The following is a 21,128-nucleotide window of genomic DNA, read 5'->3' as shown; positions in this document are numbered from 1 at the left end:
GTCGGCTCGCCTCGGCCCGCGTCGGCCGCGCCGGCCCGCGTCAGCCCGCCGTGGCGATCGAGAACGGCCCCGGCCGGAACAGGCAGGCATCCATCGTGCGCAGATCCGGCGCGACCGCGATCGGCGTCGCGCACTGCGCCAGCACATCGCGCTGCAGGTCCACGCCGGGCGCGATCTCGATCAGCGTCAGGCGCGCTTCGCCATTCGCATCGGCTCGCATCTCGAACACCGCTCGCTCGGTGATGTACAGCACCGGCACGCCCAGCGAGGCCACGTACGGCCCGTTGAAGCTCAGGTGCGAGACCTCGGGAACGATCTTCTTCACGCGTCCCTCGCGCGCGATCTGCAGCTGGCCGCCTTCGGCGCGGACCTCGAGCCCGCCCGCCGTCAGCGTGCCCATGAAGACCACCGCCTTGGCGCTCTGCGTGATGTTGATGAAGCCGCCGACGCCGGCGATCAGCGCCTGCGTGCCCTCGCCGAACTTGCTGACGTTGACGTTGCCGTGGCCGTCGAGCTCGGCGAGACCAAGGATGGCCAGGTCGATGCCGCCGCCCTCGTAGAAATCGAATTGCGCGGGCTGGTCGATCACCGCCTCGGGATAGGCCGACGCGCCGAAGCTCAGGCCGTCGGCCGGCGTGCCGCCGATCGGGCCGGCCTCGACCGTCAGCGTGAAGCCGTCCAGCCCCGCCTGCTCGGCCAGCATGCCGACCGCCGCCGGCATGCCGACGCCTAGATTGACCACGCGCGGCCGGCGCCTGGCCAGCTCCAGCACCGCACGGCGCTGCGCGATGGTGCGGGCGTCGAGTGTTGGGGGCGCGGGATCGATGTCGGGCACAACATCGGCATCGGGCACAACATCGGCATCGGGCGCGACGCCGGCTTTGGCAACCGCACCGGCCTCGGCAGTCGCCGCCTGCTGCGCCGCCGCCTCGCCGCGCCACGGCGTCACGTAGGCCGGATTGAAGCGCTCGGCGAAGGTCATCTGATGATGGGCCGGATCCTCGCTGACCACCACGTAGTCGACCAGGATGCCCGGCACATGGATGGCCTGCAGATTGTCGTGATGGTCGACCAGCTGCTCGACCTGCGCGATCACGATGCCGCCGGAGTTGTGCGCGGCCTGCGCCATCGCCAGCAGCTCGTGGTGGAAGGCTTCGCGATGCGTGCTCAGGTTGCCGCGCGGATCGGCCGCGGTGCAGCGGATCAGCGCGCAATGGATCGGGAAGCTTGGATAGAACAGGTAGTCGTCGCCGCGGAAGGACACCGCCTCGACCCAGTTGGCGCGGCCCTCGGCGATCGCCTCGCGGGCGCGCCGGTTGACGGCGCCGCCGTGGTAGCGCGGATCGCGCTCGCTGCGCGGATCGACGAAGGTGTGCAGGCCGATTTTTGTCATCACGCCGGGCTTGCCGCCGGCGATCGCGCGGTACAGGTGCGTCAGCACGCCCTGCGGCAGGTTGTAGCCCTCGCACTGCTCGGCCATTGCCAGATCCGCCAGCCGCGTCGCGGAGCGCCAGTGGCCGCCGACGATCGACGCGGTCATGCCGGCATTGCCGAAATGATTGACGCCGCGTGCGCCGCGATCGCCCTGCCCGGCCGAGTAGACCAGCGTCAGGTCGCGCGGCAGGCCTCTCTGCAGGAAGCGCCGCTCCAGCGCCTCGGTCACCGCCTCGGCATGGCCGGCCCCGACGAAGCCGGCGCTTGCCACCGTCCATCGGTCCTGTACCAGGGCCGCCGCCTGGTCTGCGGTGATCACCTTCATGCTGTCTCCTGATGCTGCGGCGCGCGGGGCGCCGCTGTCGCCGTCGGCGCCCGGCATCGGAGCGCGCTTGTCGGCGGAATATTGCGGTTCGCGTTTTGCGAACATTTGTTCGCGGATCGCCGTATCATACGGACGACTGGCCGATTCGCGCAAGCCCGAAGTCGGCACTAGAATCGCCGCAATTCCATTTCGACGTATATTTCACGTCACTTCAACGCTCGATCCAGGACGCTCTCCATGCCCGAAGCCGAGGCCCCGACGCAGAAAAAGGATGAGTTGCTCGACTCCCTGAACAAGGGGCTGGCGCTGCTGCGGCTGTTCGCCAGCGGCGTCGAGAGCCTGTCGATGCAGGACGTGGCCGACCGCCTCGATGTCACGCGGGCAGCGGCGCGCCGGCTGCTGTTGACGCTTCACCACAACGGTTATCTGGCGCAGAACGGCCGGCAGTTCTCGTTGACCCCTCGGGTGATGGAGCTCGGCTACGCCTATTTCGCCTCGATGAGCCTGCCGCGGCTGGCGCAGCCGCATCTGCGCGCGCTGGCGAGCCGCTGCGGCGAGACCTGTTCGATCGGCATGCTGGACGACGACGCCGTCGTGCTGGTCGCGCGGGAAGAGCCGCGCCAGATCCTGCGCGTGGACATGGCGATCGGGCGGCGCATGCCGGCCTACGCGCATTCGCTGGGACGCGTGCTGCTGGCGGGCCTCGATGACGCGGCGCTGGAGCGCTACCTGGCGCACGCCGAGCTGCGCAAGCTGACGCCGTTCACCATCGATTCGCGCGAGGCGCTGCGCGCCACGCTGGCGCAGGTGCGCGAGGACGGCCATTGCGTGCTGGTCAGCGAGCTGGTCGACGGCTTCGCCGGCATCTCGGTGCCGCTGCGCGACCAGACCGGCAAGGTGGTCGCCGGCCTGGGCTTCAGCATGGTGCTCGGCAGCCGCAGTGCCGCCACGCTGGTCGAGCGCTATCTGTCGCCGCTGCGCGAGGTCGCCGCGGCGATCGAGGCGGTACTGCGCGCCCGCTGAGCCCAAACCCCGCCCCGTTCGGGCAGGCCCAGGGCGCAAACAAAAAAAGCCCCGCAAGCCGGGGAGCTGCGGGGCATCAGTGGTAGCGGGGTCGAATTGCATTCGCACCCACGGGCGCTATCTTGCTCAAGGATTGTCCGAAGCACATCACCCGAACGTAGGGCGCGATGGCGTTGCCGCTCACGAGAGGCGGCATTCGGCGTGTGCGCGGCCGACAAAACGCACACCGGCCAGACACCGGGCGCGCGACACAGCCGAGGAGCGCAAAGCCATCTTCGCTACCATGCAGCCTTCGAAGACGACAAGAACAGGCAAGGGACCGCGCCATGGAACTCAGACAACTGCGCTACTTCGTCACCGTGGTGCAGCACGGGAGCATGGGCAAGGCGGCGCTCGAACTGGGCGTCGTCACCTCGGCCCTGAGCCAGCAGATCAGCCGCCTCGAGAGCGAGCTGTCGACGCGGCTGCTGCAGCGGACCTCCAGCGGCGTGGTGCCCACCGATGCCGGCCTCGCGTTCTGGCGGCAGGCTCAGCTGGCGCTGCGGCATATCGACGATGCCGCCGAGGCGGCCAGGCATGCGCGGCTGTCCGGCCATGTCAGCGTCGGCCTGGCGCCGACCACGGCAAGCGTGCTGGGCCTGCCCTTCATGCGCGCGATGGCCGAGCGCTACCCCGACGTGCGGCTGCGCATGGTCGAAAGCCTGTCGGGCTATCTCGCCTCGATGCTGAACGCACGCCAGATCGATCTGGCGATGCTGTTCAATGACGAGCCGGCGCAACGCTGGACCGTGCAGCCGCTGCTCGACGAGCGCCTGTTCGTGATCGGCGTGAGATCGCTCGCCGGCATGCCCGACGGCGAAGGCGTCGCCATGGCATCGCTGGCGGGGCTGCCGCTGGTGCTGCCAAGCGGCACGCACGGCCTGCGCGCGCTGGTGACGAGCTGCTTCCACGATGCCAAGGCGCAGCCGCGCATCGTCGCCGAGGTCGATGGACTCGCGGTGCTGATGGACGCGGTGCAAGGGGGCCTGGGCGCGACGATCCAGCCCGGCGCGGCGCTGGCCCGCACCCACAGCGACCAGCTCGCCAGCGTGCCGCTGCTCGACGAGCGCGCGAGCCGGCCAAACCTGCTGGTCAGCCTGAACGACGATGAGCTGTCGCCCGCCGCGCTGGCCGCGCGCGTGGTGCTGACCGATGTCGCGCGCACGCTGGTGCGCGAGGGGAAATGGCCGGGGGCGACGCTGCGGGTGGAGACGGCCGACGATGCCGACGGCGACGCCGACGCGGCGGCGAGCTGAAAAATGACCGTTCCTCGTAAATTCAAAATTATTGAATAACTATTTCGCAAAGAGCCTGGCTCGTCGAATCCTTTGGTCCGTATAGTTCACCCATCGCAGCAACACATCGGCACCACGGCGCGGCACCACAGCGCCAACAAACTGCAACAAGGCGCGCGCTGCGACGAATTCAATCAATTTCACCAAAGGAACCATCATGTCGAACCCGAAGCTCGAAGTCCTGACCCCGCAAAACAGCCAGCTGATCATCATCGACCACCAGCCGCAGATGGCCTTCGGCGTGCAGTCGATGGACCGCCAGTTGATGAAGAACAATGTGGTGGGCCTGGCCAAGGCCGCCAAGATCTTCGAGATTCCGACCATCATCACCACGGTCGAGAGCGAATCGTTTTCGGGCTACACCTATCCCGAGCTGCTCGATGTGTTCCCGAACCAGAAGACGCTCGAACGCACCTCGATGAATTCGTGGGACGACCAGAAGGTCCGCGACGCGCTGAAGGCCAACGGCCGCAGGAAGGTGGTCGTGGCCGGCCTGTGGACCGAGGTCTGCAACACCACCTTCGCGCTGAGCGCGATGCTCGAGGGCGACTACGAGATCTACATGGTCGCCGACGCCTCGGGCGGCACCACCAAGGAAGCGCACGACTACGCGATGCAGCGCATGATCCAGGCCGGCGTGGTGCCGGTGACCTGGCAGCAGGTCGCGCTGGAATGGCAACGCGACTGGGCGCGCCGCGACACCTACGACGCCGTGATCGGCCTGGCGCAGGAACATTCGGGCGCCTACGGCATGGGCATCGACTACGCCTACACGATGGTCCACAAGGCCGCGCAGCGCACCGCCACGCCGCACGAGTCGATCGCTCCGGTGGCGGCGAACTGAACGCCCGCCTGAACGCCCGCCTGAACGCGACACGGAACGCGATCCATGGATGCGCCGGCGGCTAGAACAGCCCCAGCTGCCGGCTGACCACGTTGTCGAAGGCGTCGCCGACGAAGGGCAGGATCGCGTCGGCGACCGGCTGCAGCTGCCGGCTCAGGTAGTGATCGTAGTCGATCGGGGCCCGGCGGACCTCCAGCGGTTCCGGCCCCGCGATCGTCATCACGTACTGGATCCACGCGCCCTGCCGGTATTGCAGCGGCCGGCCACGCTCGCGATTGAAGTCGTCGGCCACGCGCGCCGCCCGCGCATGCGGCGGCACATTGCGCTGGTAGTCGTCGAGCTGCCGGCGCAGGCGCTTGCGATAGACCAGCAGCGCATCGAGCTCGCCGCGCAGCAGCCTGGCGACGTACTCGCGCACATAGTCCGCATACGGCTCGCCCTGGAAGACGCGCCGATACAGCTCCTGCTGGAAGGCCTGCGCCAGCGGCGACCAGTCCGTGCGCACCGCCTCCAGCCCCTTGAACACCATCTGCTCGCTGCCGTCCGCGCCGCGCACCAGACCGGCATAGCGCTTCTTGCTGCCATCCTCGGCGCCGCGCACGGTGGGCATCAGGAAGCGCCGGTAGTGGGTCTCGTACTGGATCTCCAGCGCGCTGTCGAGCCCGTATGCCTCGCGCAGGTGCGCGCGCCACCAGTCGTTGATGTGCGCGACCAGCTCGCGCCCGATGCGGTCCGCCTCCTCGTCGGCGTGGCGGCGGCCGAGGGCCACAAAGGTCGAATCGGTATCGCCGTAGATCACCGTGTAGCCGCGCCCCTCGACCAGCTCGCGCGTCCTGCGCATGATCTCGTGGCCGCGCATCGTGATCGACGAGGCCAGCCGCGCATCGAAGAAACGGCAGCCGGTCGAGCCGAGCACGCCGTAGAACGCATTCATGATGATCTTCAGCGCCTGCGACAGCGGCTTGTTGCCGTCGCGCTTGGCGGCGTCGCGCCCCTGCCAGATCTCGGCGACGATGGCCGGCAGCGCGTGGCTGTCGCGCGAGAAGCGCGCGCCGCGAAAGCCCGGCACGGTCTGCGCCGGATCGGCGCTGTGCATGCCCTCCACCAGCCCGACCGGATCGATCAGGAAGGTGCGGATGATCGACGGATACAGGCTCTTGTAGTCGAGCACCAGCACCGAGTCGTACAGCCCCGGGCGCGAATCCATCACGAAGCCGCCGGGACTGGCCTCTTCCGGCTGGTCGCCCAGGTTCGGCGCCACATAGCCGAGCCGATGCATGCGCGGCAGATACAGATGCGTGAAGGCCGCCACCGAGCCGCCACTGCGATCGGCCTCGAGGCCGGTGACGGTGGCGCGGTCCAGCAGGAACTGCAGCAGCTCGGCCTTGTGGAAGATGCGCGTGACCAGCTCGCAGTCCTTCAGGTTGTAGCGCGCCAGCGCCGCCTTGTCGGTGGCGAACATGCGGTCGATCGCATCCATCCGGTCGTACGGATCGTCGATGTCCTTGCCCTCGCCGAGCAGCGAGCGGGCGACGAATTCCAGGCTGAACGAGGCGAAGCTCCAGGTCGCCGAGCGCATCGCCTCGATGCCGTCGATGATCAGGCGTCCGGGCAGCGCGGCGAAGTAGTGATGCTCGCGCGTGCCGTGCTGGCGCCATTCGAGCGGCGCGCCGCCGCGGCCCAGGCGCAGCGGCACCTTCAACTGCTCGGCATGCTGGCGCAGCACGCGCAGGTCGAACTGCACCAGGTTCCAGCCGATGATCGCGTCGGGGTCGTGGCGGTCGAACCAGGCGATCAGCCGGTGCAGCATCTCGGCCGGGCTGTCGCAGTATTCGAGGTGGAAATCGACACCGGGATCGAGGCGGGGATCGACGCGGGGATCCTGCGTGCCGGCATCGCTGCCGGTCGGCGGACCGAGCATCAGCACCGTGCGATCGCCGCAGCCTTCCAGCGCGATCGAATAGAGATCGCCCTGCATGCTGGTCTCGATATCCAGCGACACGCAGCGCAGCTGGGGGCGATAGCTGGCGGCGGGCCGGATCTGCACGTCGACCAGCGCGCCGTCCGCATCGGGCCGCCCGGAAAACTGCACCGGCGCGGTGATGAAGCGCTCCATCAGGTAGCGCTCCGGCGGACGGATGTCGGCCTCGTAGACATCGATGCCGGCCTGCCGCAACGTCTTCTCGATGCGCAGCAGTTGCCGGTAGTGGTGGCAATAGACGCCGGTGACGGGACGCAGCCGGAAGTCCTTCAGCGCCAGCGGCTTGAGCTCGACCTGCGGCTCGCCGCGCAGCAAGGCATCGGCGCGTGGCTGCTGTTCCTCGGGAATGAAGGCGACGCACGGCTGCGGCGGCAGGCGCAGGCGCCGCGGACCGTCATCGGTGGCCAACCAGATTTCGATCTCGGTGCCGGCCGGCGTGTCGTGCCAATGGCGGGTCAGGATGAAGCCGTGCTGCGGCGGGACCACGGTGGGGTGTCGGGGAAGGGTCGGAATCTGGACGTCGCCGGCGCATGCGGCCGGGGATCGGCGGCGAGTCTAACATGGGGCCTCGTGGGCCGAGGGACGCTGACCTGCCGCTCACCTGCCGCTCACCTGCCGCTCACCTGCCGCTCACCCCCCGCTCACCCGCCGCTCGCCTGCCGCTTACCCGCCGCTCGCCCGCCGCTTACCTGCCGCTTACCTGCCGCTTACCCGCCGACCATCGCGGCCAGCGTCAGGTGCGCCACGACATGGGCGACGATCGCTGCTTCCAGGCCGTAGCGCCAGAACAGGCAGCCCGCGATCACGCCGAAGGCCGCGTTGGCCCCGGTCAGATGCAGCACCACCGGCCACGCCAGCGGTCCGGCCAAGCCTGCCGCGGCGGGCAGATGCGCGAGCCCGAACACCACGGCGCTGAGCGCTAACGCGATCCAGAACAGCCCCGCGCCGGGGTTGGCGGCACCGCGTCGGAATACGCGCCACAGCGCCCACACCAGCAGACTCATCAGTCCCCATCGGACCAGGACTTCCTCGGTCACGCCGCCGTACAGCAGCCGCACGGCCAGCGGCATCGTCGTGCCGTGAATCGGCGCCGCCGCTTGCGGCGCGGTCGCGATCAAACCCCACAGCAATACGCCGGCAAGCAGGCCCCCTATCAAGCCCGGCAAGCACTGCGGACGCAACGCGCCCCACGGCGCCCGGCCCGCCGCCAGCTCGGCCATGGCCTGCGCCCGCAGCCCGGCCTTGCCGGCGAGCCGGGCACCGGCGAAGGCCGCCAGCGCGAGCAACAGCGCGCTCTGCACGCCGCTGGCCACGCCCACCACCCACATCGGCACGGGAAGGACCTGGTGCTGCAGCAGCACCGGCACCCCCAGCCATGCCATGGCGATCACGCCGGGAAGGCCGGCACACCAGGTGAGGAGAAACAGGCGGCGGTTCAGGGTTCGCTGAGCGGTCCGCTCGGGGATTGGCTTCGTGTCGATCGCTTGGGTCTGCATCATGGTTCGTGGATGGACTCGTATTCGTAGGCGCCCAGGATGTAGTCGTTGAAGTATCCGCCCTTGGAGTCGGCGTCCATGAAATCGCGGTACACGCTGGCCGGGACGTCGAGATAGTGGTAGAGCTTGCCGCTGACGAACTCGATGCCGAGCACGCGCTTGCGGTAGTCGTAGCCGATGGCGGCCACGACGGACGATTCGACGGGATCGAAGTACATGGCTGTCGTTCTCATCCGGTGCCGAAGGCAGTGCTCAAGCCAGTGCTCAGGCCAGTGCTGAAACCAATGACGGAGCCGATGCCGGAGCACCAACAAAAAGGGGTTACGTTTGCACGTAACCCCTTTTTACTACAGTGGTGGGCCTCCCGTGAGTCGAACACGGCACCAATGGATTATGAGTCCACTGCTCTAACCAGGCATGAGCTAGAGGCCCCAAAAACCGATCCCAATGGCCGCCGCACCATGGATGCTTGCCGGCCATCAGGGCAGTTCTATCAGCTGCCTTCCAGGAAGCTCTTCAGCTTGTCGGAGCGGCTCGGGTGGCGCAGCTTGCGCAGTGCCTTGGCCTCGATCTGACGGATCCGTTCACGCGTGACGTCGAACTGCTTGCCGACCTCTTCCAGCGTGTGGTCGGTGCTCATTTCGATGCCGAAGCGCATGCGCAGCACCTTGGCTTCGCGCGGCGTCAGCGAATCGAGCACGTCCTTGACCACGTCGCGCATCGAGCCGTGCAGAGCGGCCTCGGCGGGCGCCAGCGTGTTGGTGTCCTCGATGAAGTCGCCCAGATGGGAATCGTCGTCGTCGCCGATCGGCGTTTCCATGGAGATCGGCTCCTTGGCGATCTTCATGATCTTGCGGATCTTGTCCTCGGGCATCTCCATCTTCTCGGCCAGCGTCGCCGGATCCGGCTCGTTGCCGGTTTCCTGCAGGATCTGGCGCGAGATGCGGTTCATCTTGTTGATCGTTTCGATCATGTGCACCGGGATACGGATGGTGCGCGCCTGATCGGCGATCGAACGCGTGATGGCCTGACGGATCCACCAGGTCGCGTAGGTCGAGAACTTGTAGCCGCGGCGATATTCGAACTTGTCCACCGCCTTCATCAGGCCGATGTTGCCTTCCTGGATCAGGTCCAGGAACTGCAGGCCGCGGTTGGTGTACTTCTTGGCGATCGAGATCACCAGACGCAGGTTGGCCTCGGTCATCTCGCGCTTGGCCTCGCGGGCGCGCTTCTCGCCCTCGGACATCTTGCGGTTGACTTCCTTGAGTTCCTTCAGCGGCAGCACCACGCGCGCCTGCAGGTCGATCAGCTTCTGCTGCAGCTCGTGCACGGCCGGCACGTTGCGCTCGACGATCGTGCTGTACGGCTTGTTGTCGGCGACGACCGTGTGGATCCAGTCCAGGTTGGTCTCGTTGCCCGGGAAGCGGGCCACGAAGTCGGCGCGCGGCATGCCGCACTTGTCGACCACGATGTTCAGGATCGCGCGTTCGAGCTTGCGCACTTCGTCGACCTGGCCGCGCAGCGTGTCGCACAGGCGCTCGACGTTGCGCGCGGTGAAACGGATACCCATCAGTTCGTTCTGGATGGCTTCCTGCGCCTTGATGTAAGGCTTGGACTTGTAGCCTTCCTTCTCGAAGGCGCGGCGCATCTTGTCGAACTGGTCGGCGATCACGCGGAATTTTTCCAGCGCGGCCACCTTGAGCTCTTCCAGCTGGCGTGCCGAGGCACCGCCGCCGGCGGCGTCGTCGTCCTCGTCCTCGTCGGCTTCCTCGTCGTCCGATTCGAGTTCCTCGTCGTCGGAGGCCGCGGCGGCCGCCGGCGTCACGCCGACTTCCTCGACCGCCTCTTCGGCGTTCGGATCGATCAGGCCGTCGACGAACTCGTCGATCTTGATCTCGTCATTGGCGACGCGCTCGGCGTGCGCCAGGATTTCCGAGATCGTGACCGGGCAGGCCGAGATGGCCATCACCATGTCCTTCAGGCCGGCCTCGATCCGCTTGGCGATCTCGATTTCGCCTTCGCGGGTCAGCAGCTCGACGGTACCCATTTCGCGCATGTACATGCGGACCGGGTCGGTGGTGCGGCCGAATTCGGAGTCGACCGTCGACAGCGCGGCTTCGGCCTCTTCCTCGGCTTCTTCCTCGCTGGTGGCGGACGGGGCATTGTCGTTGAGCAGCAGCGTCTCGGCGTCGGGCGCCTGCTCGTAGACGGCGATGCCGATGTCATTCAGCGTCGCGACCAGGGTGTCGATCGTTTCCGAATCGACCATGTCGTCCGGCAGGTGATCGTTGATCTCGGCGTAGGTCAGGTAGCCGCGCGACTTGCCCAGCTTGATCAGCGCCTTGAGCTTCTGGCGGCGCGCCTCGAGCTCTTCCTCGGTGCCCTGCTGGGCCGAGGCGAACTCCTTGAGCAGCGCCTTTTCCTTGGCCTTGCGGTCCTTGGCTTTCTGCTTCTCGGTCTTCGGAGCGGCCGCCGGCGCGGCGGCACGCGTGTCGTCTTCGTAAAGCTCGTCGTTCACGTCGTCAGTATGGCTTTCGTCTTGCAGCATCTCGGCCTTGGGCTTGCGGCCGCGCTTCTTGGGCTCCGGCGCGACGGCCGCAGCGGGACGCTGGGATGCTACGGGTGCGGAGGTGGCGGCGCGCGCCTTGGACGCCGCCGCGGTCGCGCCGGACTTGGCGCTGGCGGTCTTGGCGCCGGCGGCTGCCGTTCGCTTGCTCTCGACTTCGGTGTTCTGCTGTTTCGCCACGGGGATACTCTTGCCTTTAACAGGTTCGGACGCGGCACGTTTGCCGCCCGCTGTTGCCGTATGCGCGCTTGCGCTCGCGCTTGCATTGGCGTTCTTGCCGCTCTCGCGTGCCGAAGTCGAGGGCTGTTTCTCGGATGCGCGGGTTCTGGTGGGTGTCGTCGTTGCGGCCGCCTTGGCGGGACGCGCTGACTTGGCTGGCGCAGACCTGGCTTGCGTCGCAGATCGCGTGGCGGGCTTTTCCGCCGCGGTCGCTTGTGTCGACGCCTTGCCGCTCCCCGCTCGGGGAGCCTTAGTGGAAACCTTTTCGGTTGCTTTGGCCTTTGCCATTGGCACGCTCACTTTCACCAGAACTGGAGAGAAAGATTTCGCAATCCAAACCGGCTATTGTAGCACGTCGCCACTAGCCGGCCTTCCCGACAGGTGAGGTTTTCACCTGAAAAATCAAGGCTTAAGCCCAAAATCGATGGACTTTTGCCCTGTTTGTTGCCAGTTGGCCGCGTACCTGTCTCCGGTATGGCGGCCGAATTCCGTTTTTCAACCAAGGCGCTTGCGCCGGTGGATCTCCGCGATGAGCCAGCGCATGCGCGTCTTGCCCGCCTCGTCCGCGGTGCCGTTCTCGATCGCGGACTGCAGCTGCGTCAACTCGCGCTGCAGCGGCTCGACCAGCAGCTTGGCGATCGCCGCGTCGAACTCCAGCGTCGCCGGCTCCTCGTCGATGTCCTCGCGCAACACGCCGGCGCGCACATTGGCATAGACGTCGGCAAACGGCGACTGCGCCAGCTGCTCGCTGAAGGCGGCGAAGTTGACCTCGCCCTGCAGGGCGTCGCAGCTCGCCACCAGATGGGCCAGCACTTCGGAACCGCCGGTATCGGCATCGAGCAGCAACGCACGCGCGTCGTCGTCGAGCCGCGCCGACAGCGCCGGATAGCGCATCAGCAGCTGCAGCACACGCTGCTCCAGTCCCGCCGGGGCCTGCCGGCGTGCCCGCGCACGCGGCTGGGCGAAGCGGCCGACCCGCGCGGCGTCGCTGCCCAGACCGCACACCGCCTCGATCTCGGCCGGCGTGGTACCGGTGGCCTCGGCGAGCTCGCGCACGATCTGCAGGCGCAGGCCGCCGGGCGGCATCGCCTTGAGCAGCGGCTTGGCCTCGTACTGCGCACGCGCCCGGCCTTCCGGCTGCCGCAGGTCCTGCTCCTCGGTCACGCATTGCAGCAGGAAGCGCGACAGCGGCATCGCATCGCGCACCTGGGCGGCGAAGGCCTCGGTGCCTTCCTCGCGGACGTAGCTGTCGGGGTCGTGCTCGGCGGGCAGGAACAGGAAGCGGATGGTCTTGTTGTCGGCGACGTAGGGCAGGCACGCCTCCAGCGCACGGCGCGCGGCGCGGCGCCCGGCGGCATCGCCGTCGAACGAGAACACCACCGCGTCGGTCTGGCGCAGCAGCTTCTGCACATGCACGGGAGTACAGGCGGTGCCCAGCGTGGCCACCGCATTGGCGAAACCCAGTTGAGCCAGCGCCACCACATCCATATAGCCTTCGACCACCAGCACATAGCCGGTTTCCCGGATCGCATGCCGCGCCTCGAACAGCCCGTACAGCTCGGTGCCCTTGCTGAACAGCGGCGTTTCGGGCGAATTCAGATACTTGGGCTCGCCCTGCCCCATCACGCGGCCGCCGAAGCCGATCACCTGTCCCTTGGTATTGCGGATCGGGAACATGATGCGATCGCGGAAGCGGTCGTAGCGGCGCGGCTTGCCGTCGGCGTCGCGCTTCTCGCTCTCGATCAGCAGGCCGGCCTCGATCAGCGGGCCGGCAATGGCGTCGTCGCGATAGCTGCCGAACACCGACTCCAGCCCCTGCCAGTCGTCCGGGGCATAGCCCAGGCCGAACTGCGCGGCGACCTCGCCCGTCAGGCCGCGGCCCTTCAGGTACTGGATCGCCGTCGGCGCCCCGCGCAACTGGCGGCGATAGAACTCGCTGGCCCGCGTCATCGCCTCGGACAGCGCCAGCGACTTCGCCTGCTGCTCGGCGCGCTGGGCCGGCGGCAAGCGGTCGCGCTCCTCGGGCACGCTCAGGCCGACGGACTGCGCCAGCTCGCGCACCGCGTCGGGATAGCTCTGCCCGGAATACTCCATCAGGAAGCCGATGGCCGACCCATGCGCGCCGCAGCCGAAGCAATGGTAGAACTGCTTGGCCGGCGACACTGTGAACGATGGTGACTTCTCGTTATGGAACGGGCACAGCCCCATGAAGTTCGCGCCTCCCTTCTTCAACTGGACATACTTGCCCACCACATCGACGATATCGACGCGGTTCAGCAGGTCCTGAATGAAGGATTGCGGAATCACCCGGTTGGCCGTCCTGACGACGGGGCCGCCGCAAACGTCGGGCAGCCCTTGTAGAAATGCAAGCCGGGCGGTGTTCCACCCGGCGAAGTGTGAAATTATTGTAGTGCGTCGATCGCAGCTTGCCAGAAATTTGTGACTATATTGCCACTATGCTGTGCCGCGGCATGCGATCGCACCGGCGCCGCGCCCGATTTTTGCCGCACTACATGCCGGCGCTATTTGCCGGCCTTACTTGCCAGCGTTACTTGCCGGTCAACGCGGCCTTGACCTGGGCCGACACGGCGCTCATATCGGCGCGGCCCGCCAGCCGGCCTTTCAGCAGGGCCATGACCTTGCCCATGTCCTGCGGACCCGCGGCGCCGCTCTCGGCGACCGCCTTGGCGACTTCGGCCGCCACCTCGCCCTCGGACAGCGCCGCCGGCATGTAGACCTGCAGCACCTCGACCTCGGCGCTTTCCTTGTCGACCAGATCGGTGCGGCCGGCCTGCTGGAACTGCGAAATCGAATCCTTGCGCTGCTTGATCAGCTTCTCGACGACCGCCAGCACGGCGGCATCGTCCAGTTCCGTCCGCTCGTCGACCTCGCGCTGCTTGATCGCCGCCAGCAGCAGCCGGATCGTGCCGAGCCGCTCGGACTCGCGCGCCCGCATGGCGGCCTTCATGTCATCGCTGATTCGTTGCTTGAGGGACATGGCAATCTTTCCAGGTGAACTCGTCGGCACAAAACCGCGACGAGCGAGGGCGGACAGGGAAGCGCAGCACCAACACAAAAACCCGCCGGAGCAAGGCCCACAGCGGGTCGGGATGCTGACGCGGAAAGGCGATCAGCCGATCGACTGGTCGATCAGTACAGCTTCTTCGGCAGCATCTGGCTGCGAATGCGCTTGTAGTGGCGCTTCACCGCCGCTGCCTTCTTGCGCTTCCGCTCTGCCGTCGGCTTTTCATAAAACTCGCGCGCCCGCAGTTCAGTAATCAAACCGTTCTTTTCAATGGTGCGCTTGAAACGACGCATTGCAACTTCAAACGGCTCGTTTTCTTTGAGGCGAATCGTGGTCATGTGCCAAAAAAGGAGTTAGCGGTTTTACGAAGACTTGGAGTCTAGCACGAAATCCGTCAAGCGTACCAGTTTACTTCGCGGCCGAGTTGCTTTTCGGCGGGTTCAGTTGGCGGCGGGTTCAGTTGGCGGCGGGTTCAGTTGGCGGCGGGGTCACTTCGCGGCGGCGGGTCTGGTCCGCAAGTACGTCGAAGACGCGACCCCATCGCCGGATGCCTGGGCCACGGCCCGAACGTTCTCGGCCACCGCCTTGCCGGCCGCGACGCCGGACGCCCAGGCCCACTGGAAATTGTAGCCACCGAGCCACCCGGTGACGTCAACCACCTCGCCGATGAAGTACAGGTTCGGCACCGAGCGCGCCATCATCGTGCTGGACGACAGCGCGCGCGTATCGACCCCGCCGCGCGTGACCTCGGCCTTGCGGTAGCCCTCGGTGCCGGACGGCACCAGCTGCCAGCGGTTCAGCGCCTCGCCCAGCTTGCGCAGCGCCTTGTCGGGCAGATCGTGCGGCAGCCTGGCGGCGTCCAGCCCTGCCGCCTGGCACCAGGCGTCGGCCAGCCGTGCCGGCATGCGCGCGGCCAGCAGATTGCCAAGATGCTTGCGGGTGCCGTTCTTGGCCTCCAGCAGCCAGGCCGCCGCGTCCTCGCCCTCGAACAGGTCGATGGTGATCGGCGTGCCGGGGCGCCAATAGCTGGAGATCTGCAGCACCGCCGGACCGGACAGCCCGCGGTGGGTCCACAGCAGATCCTCGCGAAAGGCGCCGGCCTCCTTGCCCTTGCCGGTGGCGATATCGACTTCCTTGGACAAACCTGCCAGCGGCGCGAACGGCTGCCAGGCGGCCCCATCGAAGGTCAACGGCACCAGCGCCGGCCGGGTTTCCACGATCGGCAACCCAAACTGGCGAGCGATCCGGTAGCCGAAATCGGTGGCGCCGATCTTCGGGATCGACAGCCCGCCGGTCGCGACGACCAGGGCGCCCGCGCGCACCGGGCCGTGGGGCGTCAGCAGTAGAAAATCGTCCCCTTCGCGCCGGACCTCGGCGACCGTGCAGCCGGTGCGCCAGTGCACCTGCCCCGCGCCGCACTCGGCGCGCAGCATCTCGATGACCTGCTCGGCGCTGTCGTTGCAGAACAGCTGGCCGCGGTGCTTCTCGTGCCAGTCGACCTGATGGCGCCGCATCAGCGCGAGAAAGTCCTGCGGCGTATAGCGCGCCAGCGCCGAGCGGCAGAAATGCGGGTTGTCGGACAGGTAGTTCGCGGGACCGGCATGCAGATTGGTGAAATTGCAGCGCCCGCCGCCGGAGATGCGGATCTTCTCGGCGAGCCGCGTGGCATGGTCGATCAGCACCACGCGGGCGCCCTGCTGGCCCGCGACCGCGGCGCACATCATTCCCGCCGCCCCGGCGCCGAGCACGGCGACGTCGTAGCGCCCGGCCCGGGACGATGACGACGGCTGGCGCGATAATGGGCGCGCCGATGGGGGCACTGCTGGGTGCGACTGTGGCATGACTGTCCTGCTGGAGAATCGGCGATTGTAGCGAAAAGCGGGCAATGGCCTGCTGTGCTACCCTCACAGGCTTTGCGCCGCAGCCACCTGGGGACTCCTGGACCCCGCCTTACACCATGCTCGTTCTCGGCATCGAATCCTCCTGTGACGAAACCGGCCTGGCCCTCTACGACACCGAGGCCGGCCTGCTCGCGCACGCGCTGCATTCGCAGATCGCGATGCACCGCGACTACGGCGGCGTGGTGCCGGAGCTGGCCTCGCGCGACCATATCCGCCGCGTGCTGCCGCTGCTGCAGCAGGTGCTGGACGAGGCCGGCCGCAAGCGCGGCGATATCGACGCGATCGCCTTCACGCAGGGCCCGGGCCTGGCCGGCGCGCTGCTGGTCGGCGCCTCGGTGGCGAACGCGCTGGGATTCGCCCTCGATGTGCCGATGCTCGGCGTTCATCATCTGGAAGGCCATCTGCTGTCGCCGCTGCTGACGCCGAATCCGCCCGCCTTCCCCTTCGTCGCGCTGCTGGTATCGGGCGGCCATACGCAGCTGATGGAAGTGCGCGGCATCGGCGACTACGCGCTGCTCGGCGAGACGCTGGACGACGCCGCGGGCGAGGCCTTCGACAAGACCGCCAAGCTGCTCGGCCTGGGCTACCCCGGCGGGCCGGAAGTGTCGCGGCTGGCCGAGTTCGGCCTGCCGGGCGCCTACGAACTGCCGCGGCCGATGCTGCATTCGGGCAATCTGGATTTCTCGTTCGCCGGCCTGAAGACCGCCGTGCTGACGCAGGCGCGCAAGCTAGGCAATATCTGCGAGCAGGATCGCGCCAACCTGGCGCGCGCCTTCGTCGACGCGATCGTCGATGTGCTCGCCGCCAAGTCGATGGCGGCGCTGAAGGTGACCGGCCACAAGCGGCTGGTGGTCGCCGGCGGCGTCGGCGCCAACCGCCAGTTGCGCGAACGGCTCGACGAGCTGGCGGCGAAGCGCCGCGCGCAGGTGTTCTATCCCGACCTCGCCTTCTGCACCGACAACGGCGCGATGATCGCCTTCGCCGGCGCGATGCGGCTGCAGGCCGCGCCGCAACTGGCGCAGCGCGAGTACGGCTACGGCGTCACGCCGCGCTGGGATCTGTCGGATCTGCGGCTGCCTGCGGTGCAATGAGCGGCGCCATGTGCCAGGCCGTGCCATGAGCCGCGCGCTGACCTGCCCCGTGGCCCGCCCCATGACCCCCGCCTGAACCGCAGGGCGCATCAGCGAAAAAAAACGCCACCCGGCCGGGTGGCGTTTTTCTTGGTGGGTGGCGACGAAAAGATCGCTCAGCCGGCCAGCTGGCTCACCCGCTTGTCGCGCTCGATCACCGCATACGCGCTGTGGTTGTGGATTGACTCGAAGTTCTCGGCTTCCAGCACATAGGCGACGATGCGCTCGTCGGCATTGAGCCGCATCGCGATGTCGCGCACCAGGTCCTCGACGAACTTCGGGTTCTCGTAGGCGCGCTCGGTCACGTACTTCTCGTCCGGGCGCTTGAGCAAACCCCAGAGCTCGCAGGAGGCCTCTTCCTCGGCCATGCGGACCAGCGCCTCGATCGGCAGATCAGCCGCCAGTTCGACGCTCATCGTGATGTGCGAGCGCTGGTTGTGCGCGCCGTACTGCGAGATCTTCTTCGAGCACGGGCACAGGCTGGTGACCGGCACCAGCGCCTTCAGCCACACCCGGGTGACGCCGTCGCGCGCTTCGCCGATCAGCGTGACTTCGTAGTCCATCAGCGAAGCGACGCCCGACACCGGCGCGATCTTGTTGATGAAATACGGGAAGGTGACTTCGATACGGCCGGCCTGCGCTTCAAGGCGCTGCAGCATCTTGTCGAGCAGCGCGCGGAACGAGGCCAGGTCGAGCGGCTCGCGCTCGTCCTCGAGCAGCGCGACGAAGCGCGACATGTGCGTGCCCTTCTGGTCGGCGGGCAGATGCACGTCGAGGTTGAAGGTGCCGACGGTCGGATGCACGCCCTGCGCGGTACGCATCGTGAGCGGATAGCGCACGCCGCGCACACCCACGCGCTGGATCGGGATCTGGCGGGTGTCCAGGCTCGATTGCACATCGGGCATCACGAAGGCCGGATTGATGTCATTCATGACGGATTTCCTCGGTTTCCTTTACGGTCGCGGCATCTTCGCAGTCCACCTTGCCGCGCAACGAGTGTGAAACCACGGGCGCGCCGGAAAACACGGCGGCGCCAGCCCGCAGCTGCGAACACGAAACCCGCGATTCTAAGGGAATTCGGGTGATGCCGCCCGCACCGGGCCGACAGCGGCCGGTGCGGGTGCGCGGGAAGAACCCGCTCAGGCGGCCTTGGTTGCCGCGGCAGAGGCGGCGGTGGCGGCCGTGGCAGCGGGCGCCGCCAGGCCGAAACGCTCGCGCACCGAGCGTTCGATGCCGCCCGCGTCCAGGCCGCATTGCGACAGCAGGAAGGCGGGATCGCCGTGGTCGATGAAGTGGTCCGGCAGGCCGAGCTGCAGCACCGGAATCTCGATGCCGGCCGCGGCCAGCGCCTCGAGCACCGCGCTGCCGGCGCCGCCCATCACCACGCCCTCTTCCACCGTGACGAGGTAGTCGTGCTCGCGCGCCAGCGTCTTGACCAGCTCCACATCGAGCGGCTTGACGAAGCGCATGTTGGCCACCGCGGCGTCGAGCTTGTCGGCCGCGCCGAGCGCGGGATGCAGCATCGAGCCGAACGCCAGCACGGCGACCCGCTGGCCGGCACGCGCGCCGCAGCTGCGCCGCATCTCGCCCTTGCCGACCGGCAGCGTCTCCAGGGTGGCCGCGGTCGCCACGCCCGGACCGGCGCCGCGCGGATAGCGCACCGCGGTCGGGCAGTCCTGCGCAAAGGCGGTGCTCAGCAGCTGGCGGCATTCGTTCTCGTCCGCCGGCGTCATCACCATCATGTTGGGGATGCAGCGCAGGTAGGCGATATCGTAGGCGCCCGCGTGGGTCGCGCCATCGGCGCCGACCAGGCCTGCGCGGTCCAGCGCGAACACCACCGGCAGGTTCTGCAGCGCCACGTCGTGGATCAGCTGGTCGTAGCCGCGCTGCAGGAAGGTCGAGTAGATCGCGACCACCGGCTTCAGGCCCTCGCAGGCCATGCCGCCGGCGAAGGTCACCGCATGCTGCTCGGCGATGCCCACGTCGTAGTAGCGGTCCGGGAAACGCTGTTCGAACTCGACCAGCCCCGAGCCTTCGCGCATCGCCGGCGTGATGCCGATCAGGCGCGGATCGGCCGCGGCCTGGTCGCACAGCCATTCGCCGAACACCTGCGTATAGGTCTTGCGCGCCGGCTTGGCGGCCGGGCGGATGCCCTCGGCCGGATTGAACTTGCCGGGGCCGTGATACAGGATCGGGTCGGCCTCGGCCAGCTTGTAGCCCTGGCCCTTCTTGGTGACGACATGCAGGAACTGCGGGCCGGCGCCCTCGAGCGCGCGGCGGCGGATGTTCTGCAGCGTCGGCACCAGCGAATCGAGATCGTGGCCGTCGATCGGCCCGATGTAGTTGAAGCCGAATTCCTCGAACAGCGTGGCCGGCACCACCATGCCCTTCGCATGTTCCTCGAAGCGCTTGGCGAATTCGAGTACCGGCGGCGCGACCGACAGCACGCGCTCGATGCCCTTCTTGGTCGCGGCATAGAACTGCCCGCTCAGCAGGCGCGCCAGGTGCCGGTTCAGCGCGCCGACCGGCGGCGAGATCGACATGTCGTTGTCGTTGAGCACCACCACCAGCGGCAGGTCCTTGTAGACGCCGGCGTTGTTCATCGCCTCGAAGGCCATGCCGGCGGTCATCGCGCCGTCGCCGATCACCGCGATCGACACGCGCTGCTCGCCGAGCGTGCGCGCGCCGAGCGCCATGCCCAGCGCGGCCGAGATCGACGTCGACGAGTGCGCGGTGCCGAAGGTGTCGTACTCGCTTTCGCTGCGGCGGGGAAAGCCCGAGATGCCGTTCCACTGGCGCAGCGTGTTCATGCGCTCGCGCCGCCCGGTCAGGATCTTGTGCGGATAGCTCTGGTGGCCGACGTCCCACACCAGCCGGTCCACCGGGGTGTCGAACACGTAGTGCAGCGCGATCGTCAGCTCGACCGTGCCGAGATTGGACGACAGATGGCCGCCGGTCTGCGAGACCGACTCCAGCACGAAGGCGCGCAGTTCGTCGGCCAGCGTGGTCAGCTGGCGGCGGTCGAGCTTGCGCAGGTCCGCGGGGTCGTCGATGGTATTGAGCAATGCGTAAGTCATGGTATCCGTCCTGCCGCCGGATTCTCCCGTCCGGCTCGTCGTTTTACGGCGATCGGTCGCGCGGCGCGCAGTCAATGCGTGCGCAGCACGATCAGGTCGGCCAGGTCCGCCAGTCTTGCCGCGGGGGCGCCGAAATCGCCCAGCGCCTTGCGCGCGTCGTCGCGCAGCCGGGCGGCCAGTTCGCGGGCCGCATCCAGGCCCAGCAGCGACACATAGGTGGGCTTGTGCTGCTCGGCATCCTTGCCGGCGGTCTTGCCCAGTGTGGCGGTATCGGCGGTAACGTCCAGAATATCGTCTACCACCTGGAACGCCAAACCGATCGCGGCGGCGTAGCGGTCCAGCGCCGCCAGTCCGGCCTCGTCGATGCGGCCGCACAGCGCGCCCATGCGGATGCTCGCGCGCAGCAACGCGCCGGTCTTCATCCGGTGCATCGTTTCGAGCTGGTCCAGCGACATCGCCTGGCCGACATGCTGCAGGTCGATCGCCTGGCCGCCGGCCATGCCGATCGAGCCCGAGGCGCGCGCCAGTTCGCCGACCAGCCGCAGCCGCGCGGCGGGTTCGAGCGCGTCGGTCTCGGCCAGCACGATGAAGGCCTGGGTCTGCAGCGCATCGCCGACCAGCAGCGCGGTGGCCTCGTCATAGGCCTTGTGCACGGTCGGCCGGCCACGGCGCAGGTCGTCGTCGTCCATGCACGGCATGTCGTCGTGCACGAGGGAATACGCGTGGATCATCTCGACGGCGCAGGCCGCGGCATCGCAGGCCCGCGGGTCGGC

Annotated in this window: 16 protein-coding genes and 1 tRNA gene; 4 read left to right on the top strand and 13 right to left on the bottom strand. The window is 67.7% G+C overall.

Annotation, left to right across the window (positions count from 1 at the left end; all coding sequences use genetic code 11):
• Positions 1–40 precede the first annotated feature (40 nt).
• Entirely contained in the window at positions 41–1,759 is a 1,719-nt protein-coding gene (locus AC6EI8_RS05275; protein WP_498381445.1) for an acyl CoA:acetate/3-ketoacid CoA transferase, read from the bottom strand.
• 237 nt (positions 1,760–1,996) lie between these two features.
• Between AC6EI8_RS05275 and AC6EI8_RS05270 the strand changes: the two genes are divergently transcribed.
• The 3 genes from AC6EI8_RS05270 (at position 1,997) to AC6EI8_RS05260 (ending at position 4,960) form a co-directional block, all read left to right on the top strand.
• Complete coding sequence (locus AC6EI8_RS05270; RefSeq protein ID WP_149316955.1) at positions 1,997–2,782, top strand: IclR family transcriptional regulator domain-containing protein; 786 nt, start codon at positions 1,997–1,999, stop codon at positions 2,780–2,782.
• A 326-nt stretch (positions 2,783–3,108) separates the two neighbouring features.
• Complete coding sequence (locus AC6EI8_RS05265) at positions 3,109–4,077, top strand: LysR family transcriptional regulator (RefSeq protein ID WP_149316954.1); 969 nt, start codon at positions 3,109–3,111, stop codon at positions 4,075–4,077.
• 196 nt (positions 4,078–4,273) lie between these two features.
• A complete protein-coding gene (locus AC6EI8_RS05260) occupies positions 4,274–4,960 on the top strand; it encodes a hydrolase (protein WP_149316953.1) in 687 nt (228 codons plus the stop codon).
• A 61-nt stretch (positions 4,961–5,021) separates the two neighbouring features.
• Here the strand turns inward: AC6EI8_RS05260 and AC6EI8_RS05255 are convergent, their stop codons facing one another.
• The 9 genes from AC6EI8_RS05255 to AC6EI8_RS05215 form a co-directional block, all read right to left on the bottom strand.
• Complete coding sequence (locus tag AC6EI8_RS05255) at positions 5,022–7,427, bottom strand: DNA polymerase II (protein ID WP_498381444.1); 2,406 nt, start codon at positions 7,425–7,427, stop codon at positions 5,022–5,024.
• Between the two features lie 221 nt (positions 7,428–7,648).
• On the bottom strand, positions 7,649–8,323 hold the full coding sequence (locus AC6EI8_RS05250) for a CPBP family glutamic-type intramembrane protease (RefSeq protein WP_498381443.1): 675 nt from the start codon (positions 8,321–8,323) through the stop codon (positions 7,649–7,651).
• Between the two features lie 113 nt (positions 8,324–8,436).
• A complete protein-coding gene (locus AC6EI8_RS05245; protein ID WP_226107464.1) occupies positions 8,437–8,655 on the bottom strand; it encodes a KTSC domain-containing protein in 219 nt (72 codons plus the stop codon).
• Between the two features lie 135 nt (positions 8,656–8,790).
• Positions 8,791–8,869 (bottom strand) — tRNA-Ile (locus tag AC6EI8_RS05240).
• A 61-nt stretch (positions 8,870–8,930) separates the two neighbouring features.
• Positions 8,931–11,510 carry an RNA polymerase sigma factor RpoD gene (gene rpoD / locus AC6EI8_RS05235; RefSeq protein WP_226107462.1) on the bottom strand — a complete coding sequence of 860 codons (2,580 nt, stop codon included), beginning with the start codon at positions 11,508–11,510 and terminating at the stop codon, positions 8,931–8,933.
• Positions 11,511–11,717: 207 nt separating this feature from the next.
• On the bottom strand, positions 11,718–13,529 hold the full coding sequence (gene dnaG, locus AC6EI8_RS05230) for a DNA primase (protein ID WP_498381442.1): 1,812 nt from the start codon (positions 13,527–13,529) through the stop codon (positions 11,718–11,720).
• Between the two features lie 241 nt (positions 13,530–13,770).
• Positions 13,771–14,220 (bottom strand): GatB/YqeY domain-containing protein, encoded by a 450-nt coding sequence (locus tag AC6EI8_RS05225; protein WP_498381441.1) that lies wholly within the window; start codon positions 14,218–14,220, stop codon positions 13,771–13,773.
• A 152-nt stretch (positions 14,221–14,372) separates the two neighbouring features.
• Positions 14,373–14,585 (bottom strand): 30S ribosomal protein S21, encoded by a 213-nt coding sequence (gene rpsU / locus AC6EI8_RS05220; RefSeq protein WP_006576196.1) that lies wholly within the window; start codon positions 14,583–14,585, stop codon positions 14,373–14,375.
• A 150-nt stretch (positions 14,586–14,735) separates the two neighbouring features.
• Positions 14,736–16,088, bottom strand: coding sequence for a BaiN/RdsA family NAD(P)/FAD-dependent oxidoreductase (locus AC6EI8_RS05215; RefSeq protein WP_498381440.1), 1,353 nt, complete (start codon positions 16,086–16,088; stop codon positions 14,736–14,738).
• 116 nt (positions 16,089–16,204) lie between these two features.
• Between AC6EI8_RS05215 and tsaD the strand changes: the two genes are divergently transcribed.
• A complete protein-coding gene (gene tsaD, locus AC6EI8_RS05210) occupies positions 16,205–17,239 on the top strand; it encodes a tRNA (adenosine(37)-N6)-threonylcarbamoyltransferase complex transferase subunit TsaD (RefSeq protein WP_150084913.1) in 1,035 nt (344 codons plus the stop codon).
• 155 nt (positions 17,240–17,394) lie between these two features.
• Here tsaD and folE2 read toward each other — a convergent pair whose 3' ends face one another.
• The 3 genes from folE2 to AC6EI8_RS05195 all read right to left on the bottom strand — a co-directional run.
• A complete protein-coding gene (folE2, locus tag AC6EI8_RS05205) occupies positions 17,395–18,210 on the bottom strand; it encodes a GTP cyclohydrolase FolE2 (protein WP_226107456.1) in 816 nt (271 codons plus the stop codon).
• Between the two features lie 207 nt (positions 18,211–18,417).
• Entirely contained in the window at positions 18,418–20,355 is a 1,938-nt protein-coding gene (gene dxs / locus AC6EI8_RS05200; protein WP_150084915.1) for a 1-deoxy-D-xylulose-5-phosphate synthase, read from the bottom strand.
• 71 nt (positions 20,356–20,426) lie between these two features.
• Positions 20,427–21,128: polyprenyl synthetase family protein (locus AC6EI8_RS05195; RefSeq protein WP_498381439.1), on the bottom strand; the 702-nt coding region annotated here is incomplete at its 5' end.

It is taken from the genome of Cupriavidus sp. R6-3 (assembly GCF_059772245.1).
The sequence above is the reverse complement of the archived record's forward strand: the minus strand, read 5'-3'. Positions and strand labels throughout refer to the sequence as shown.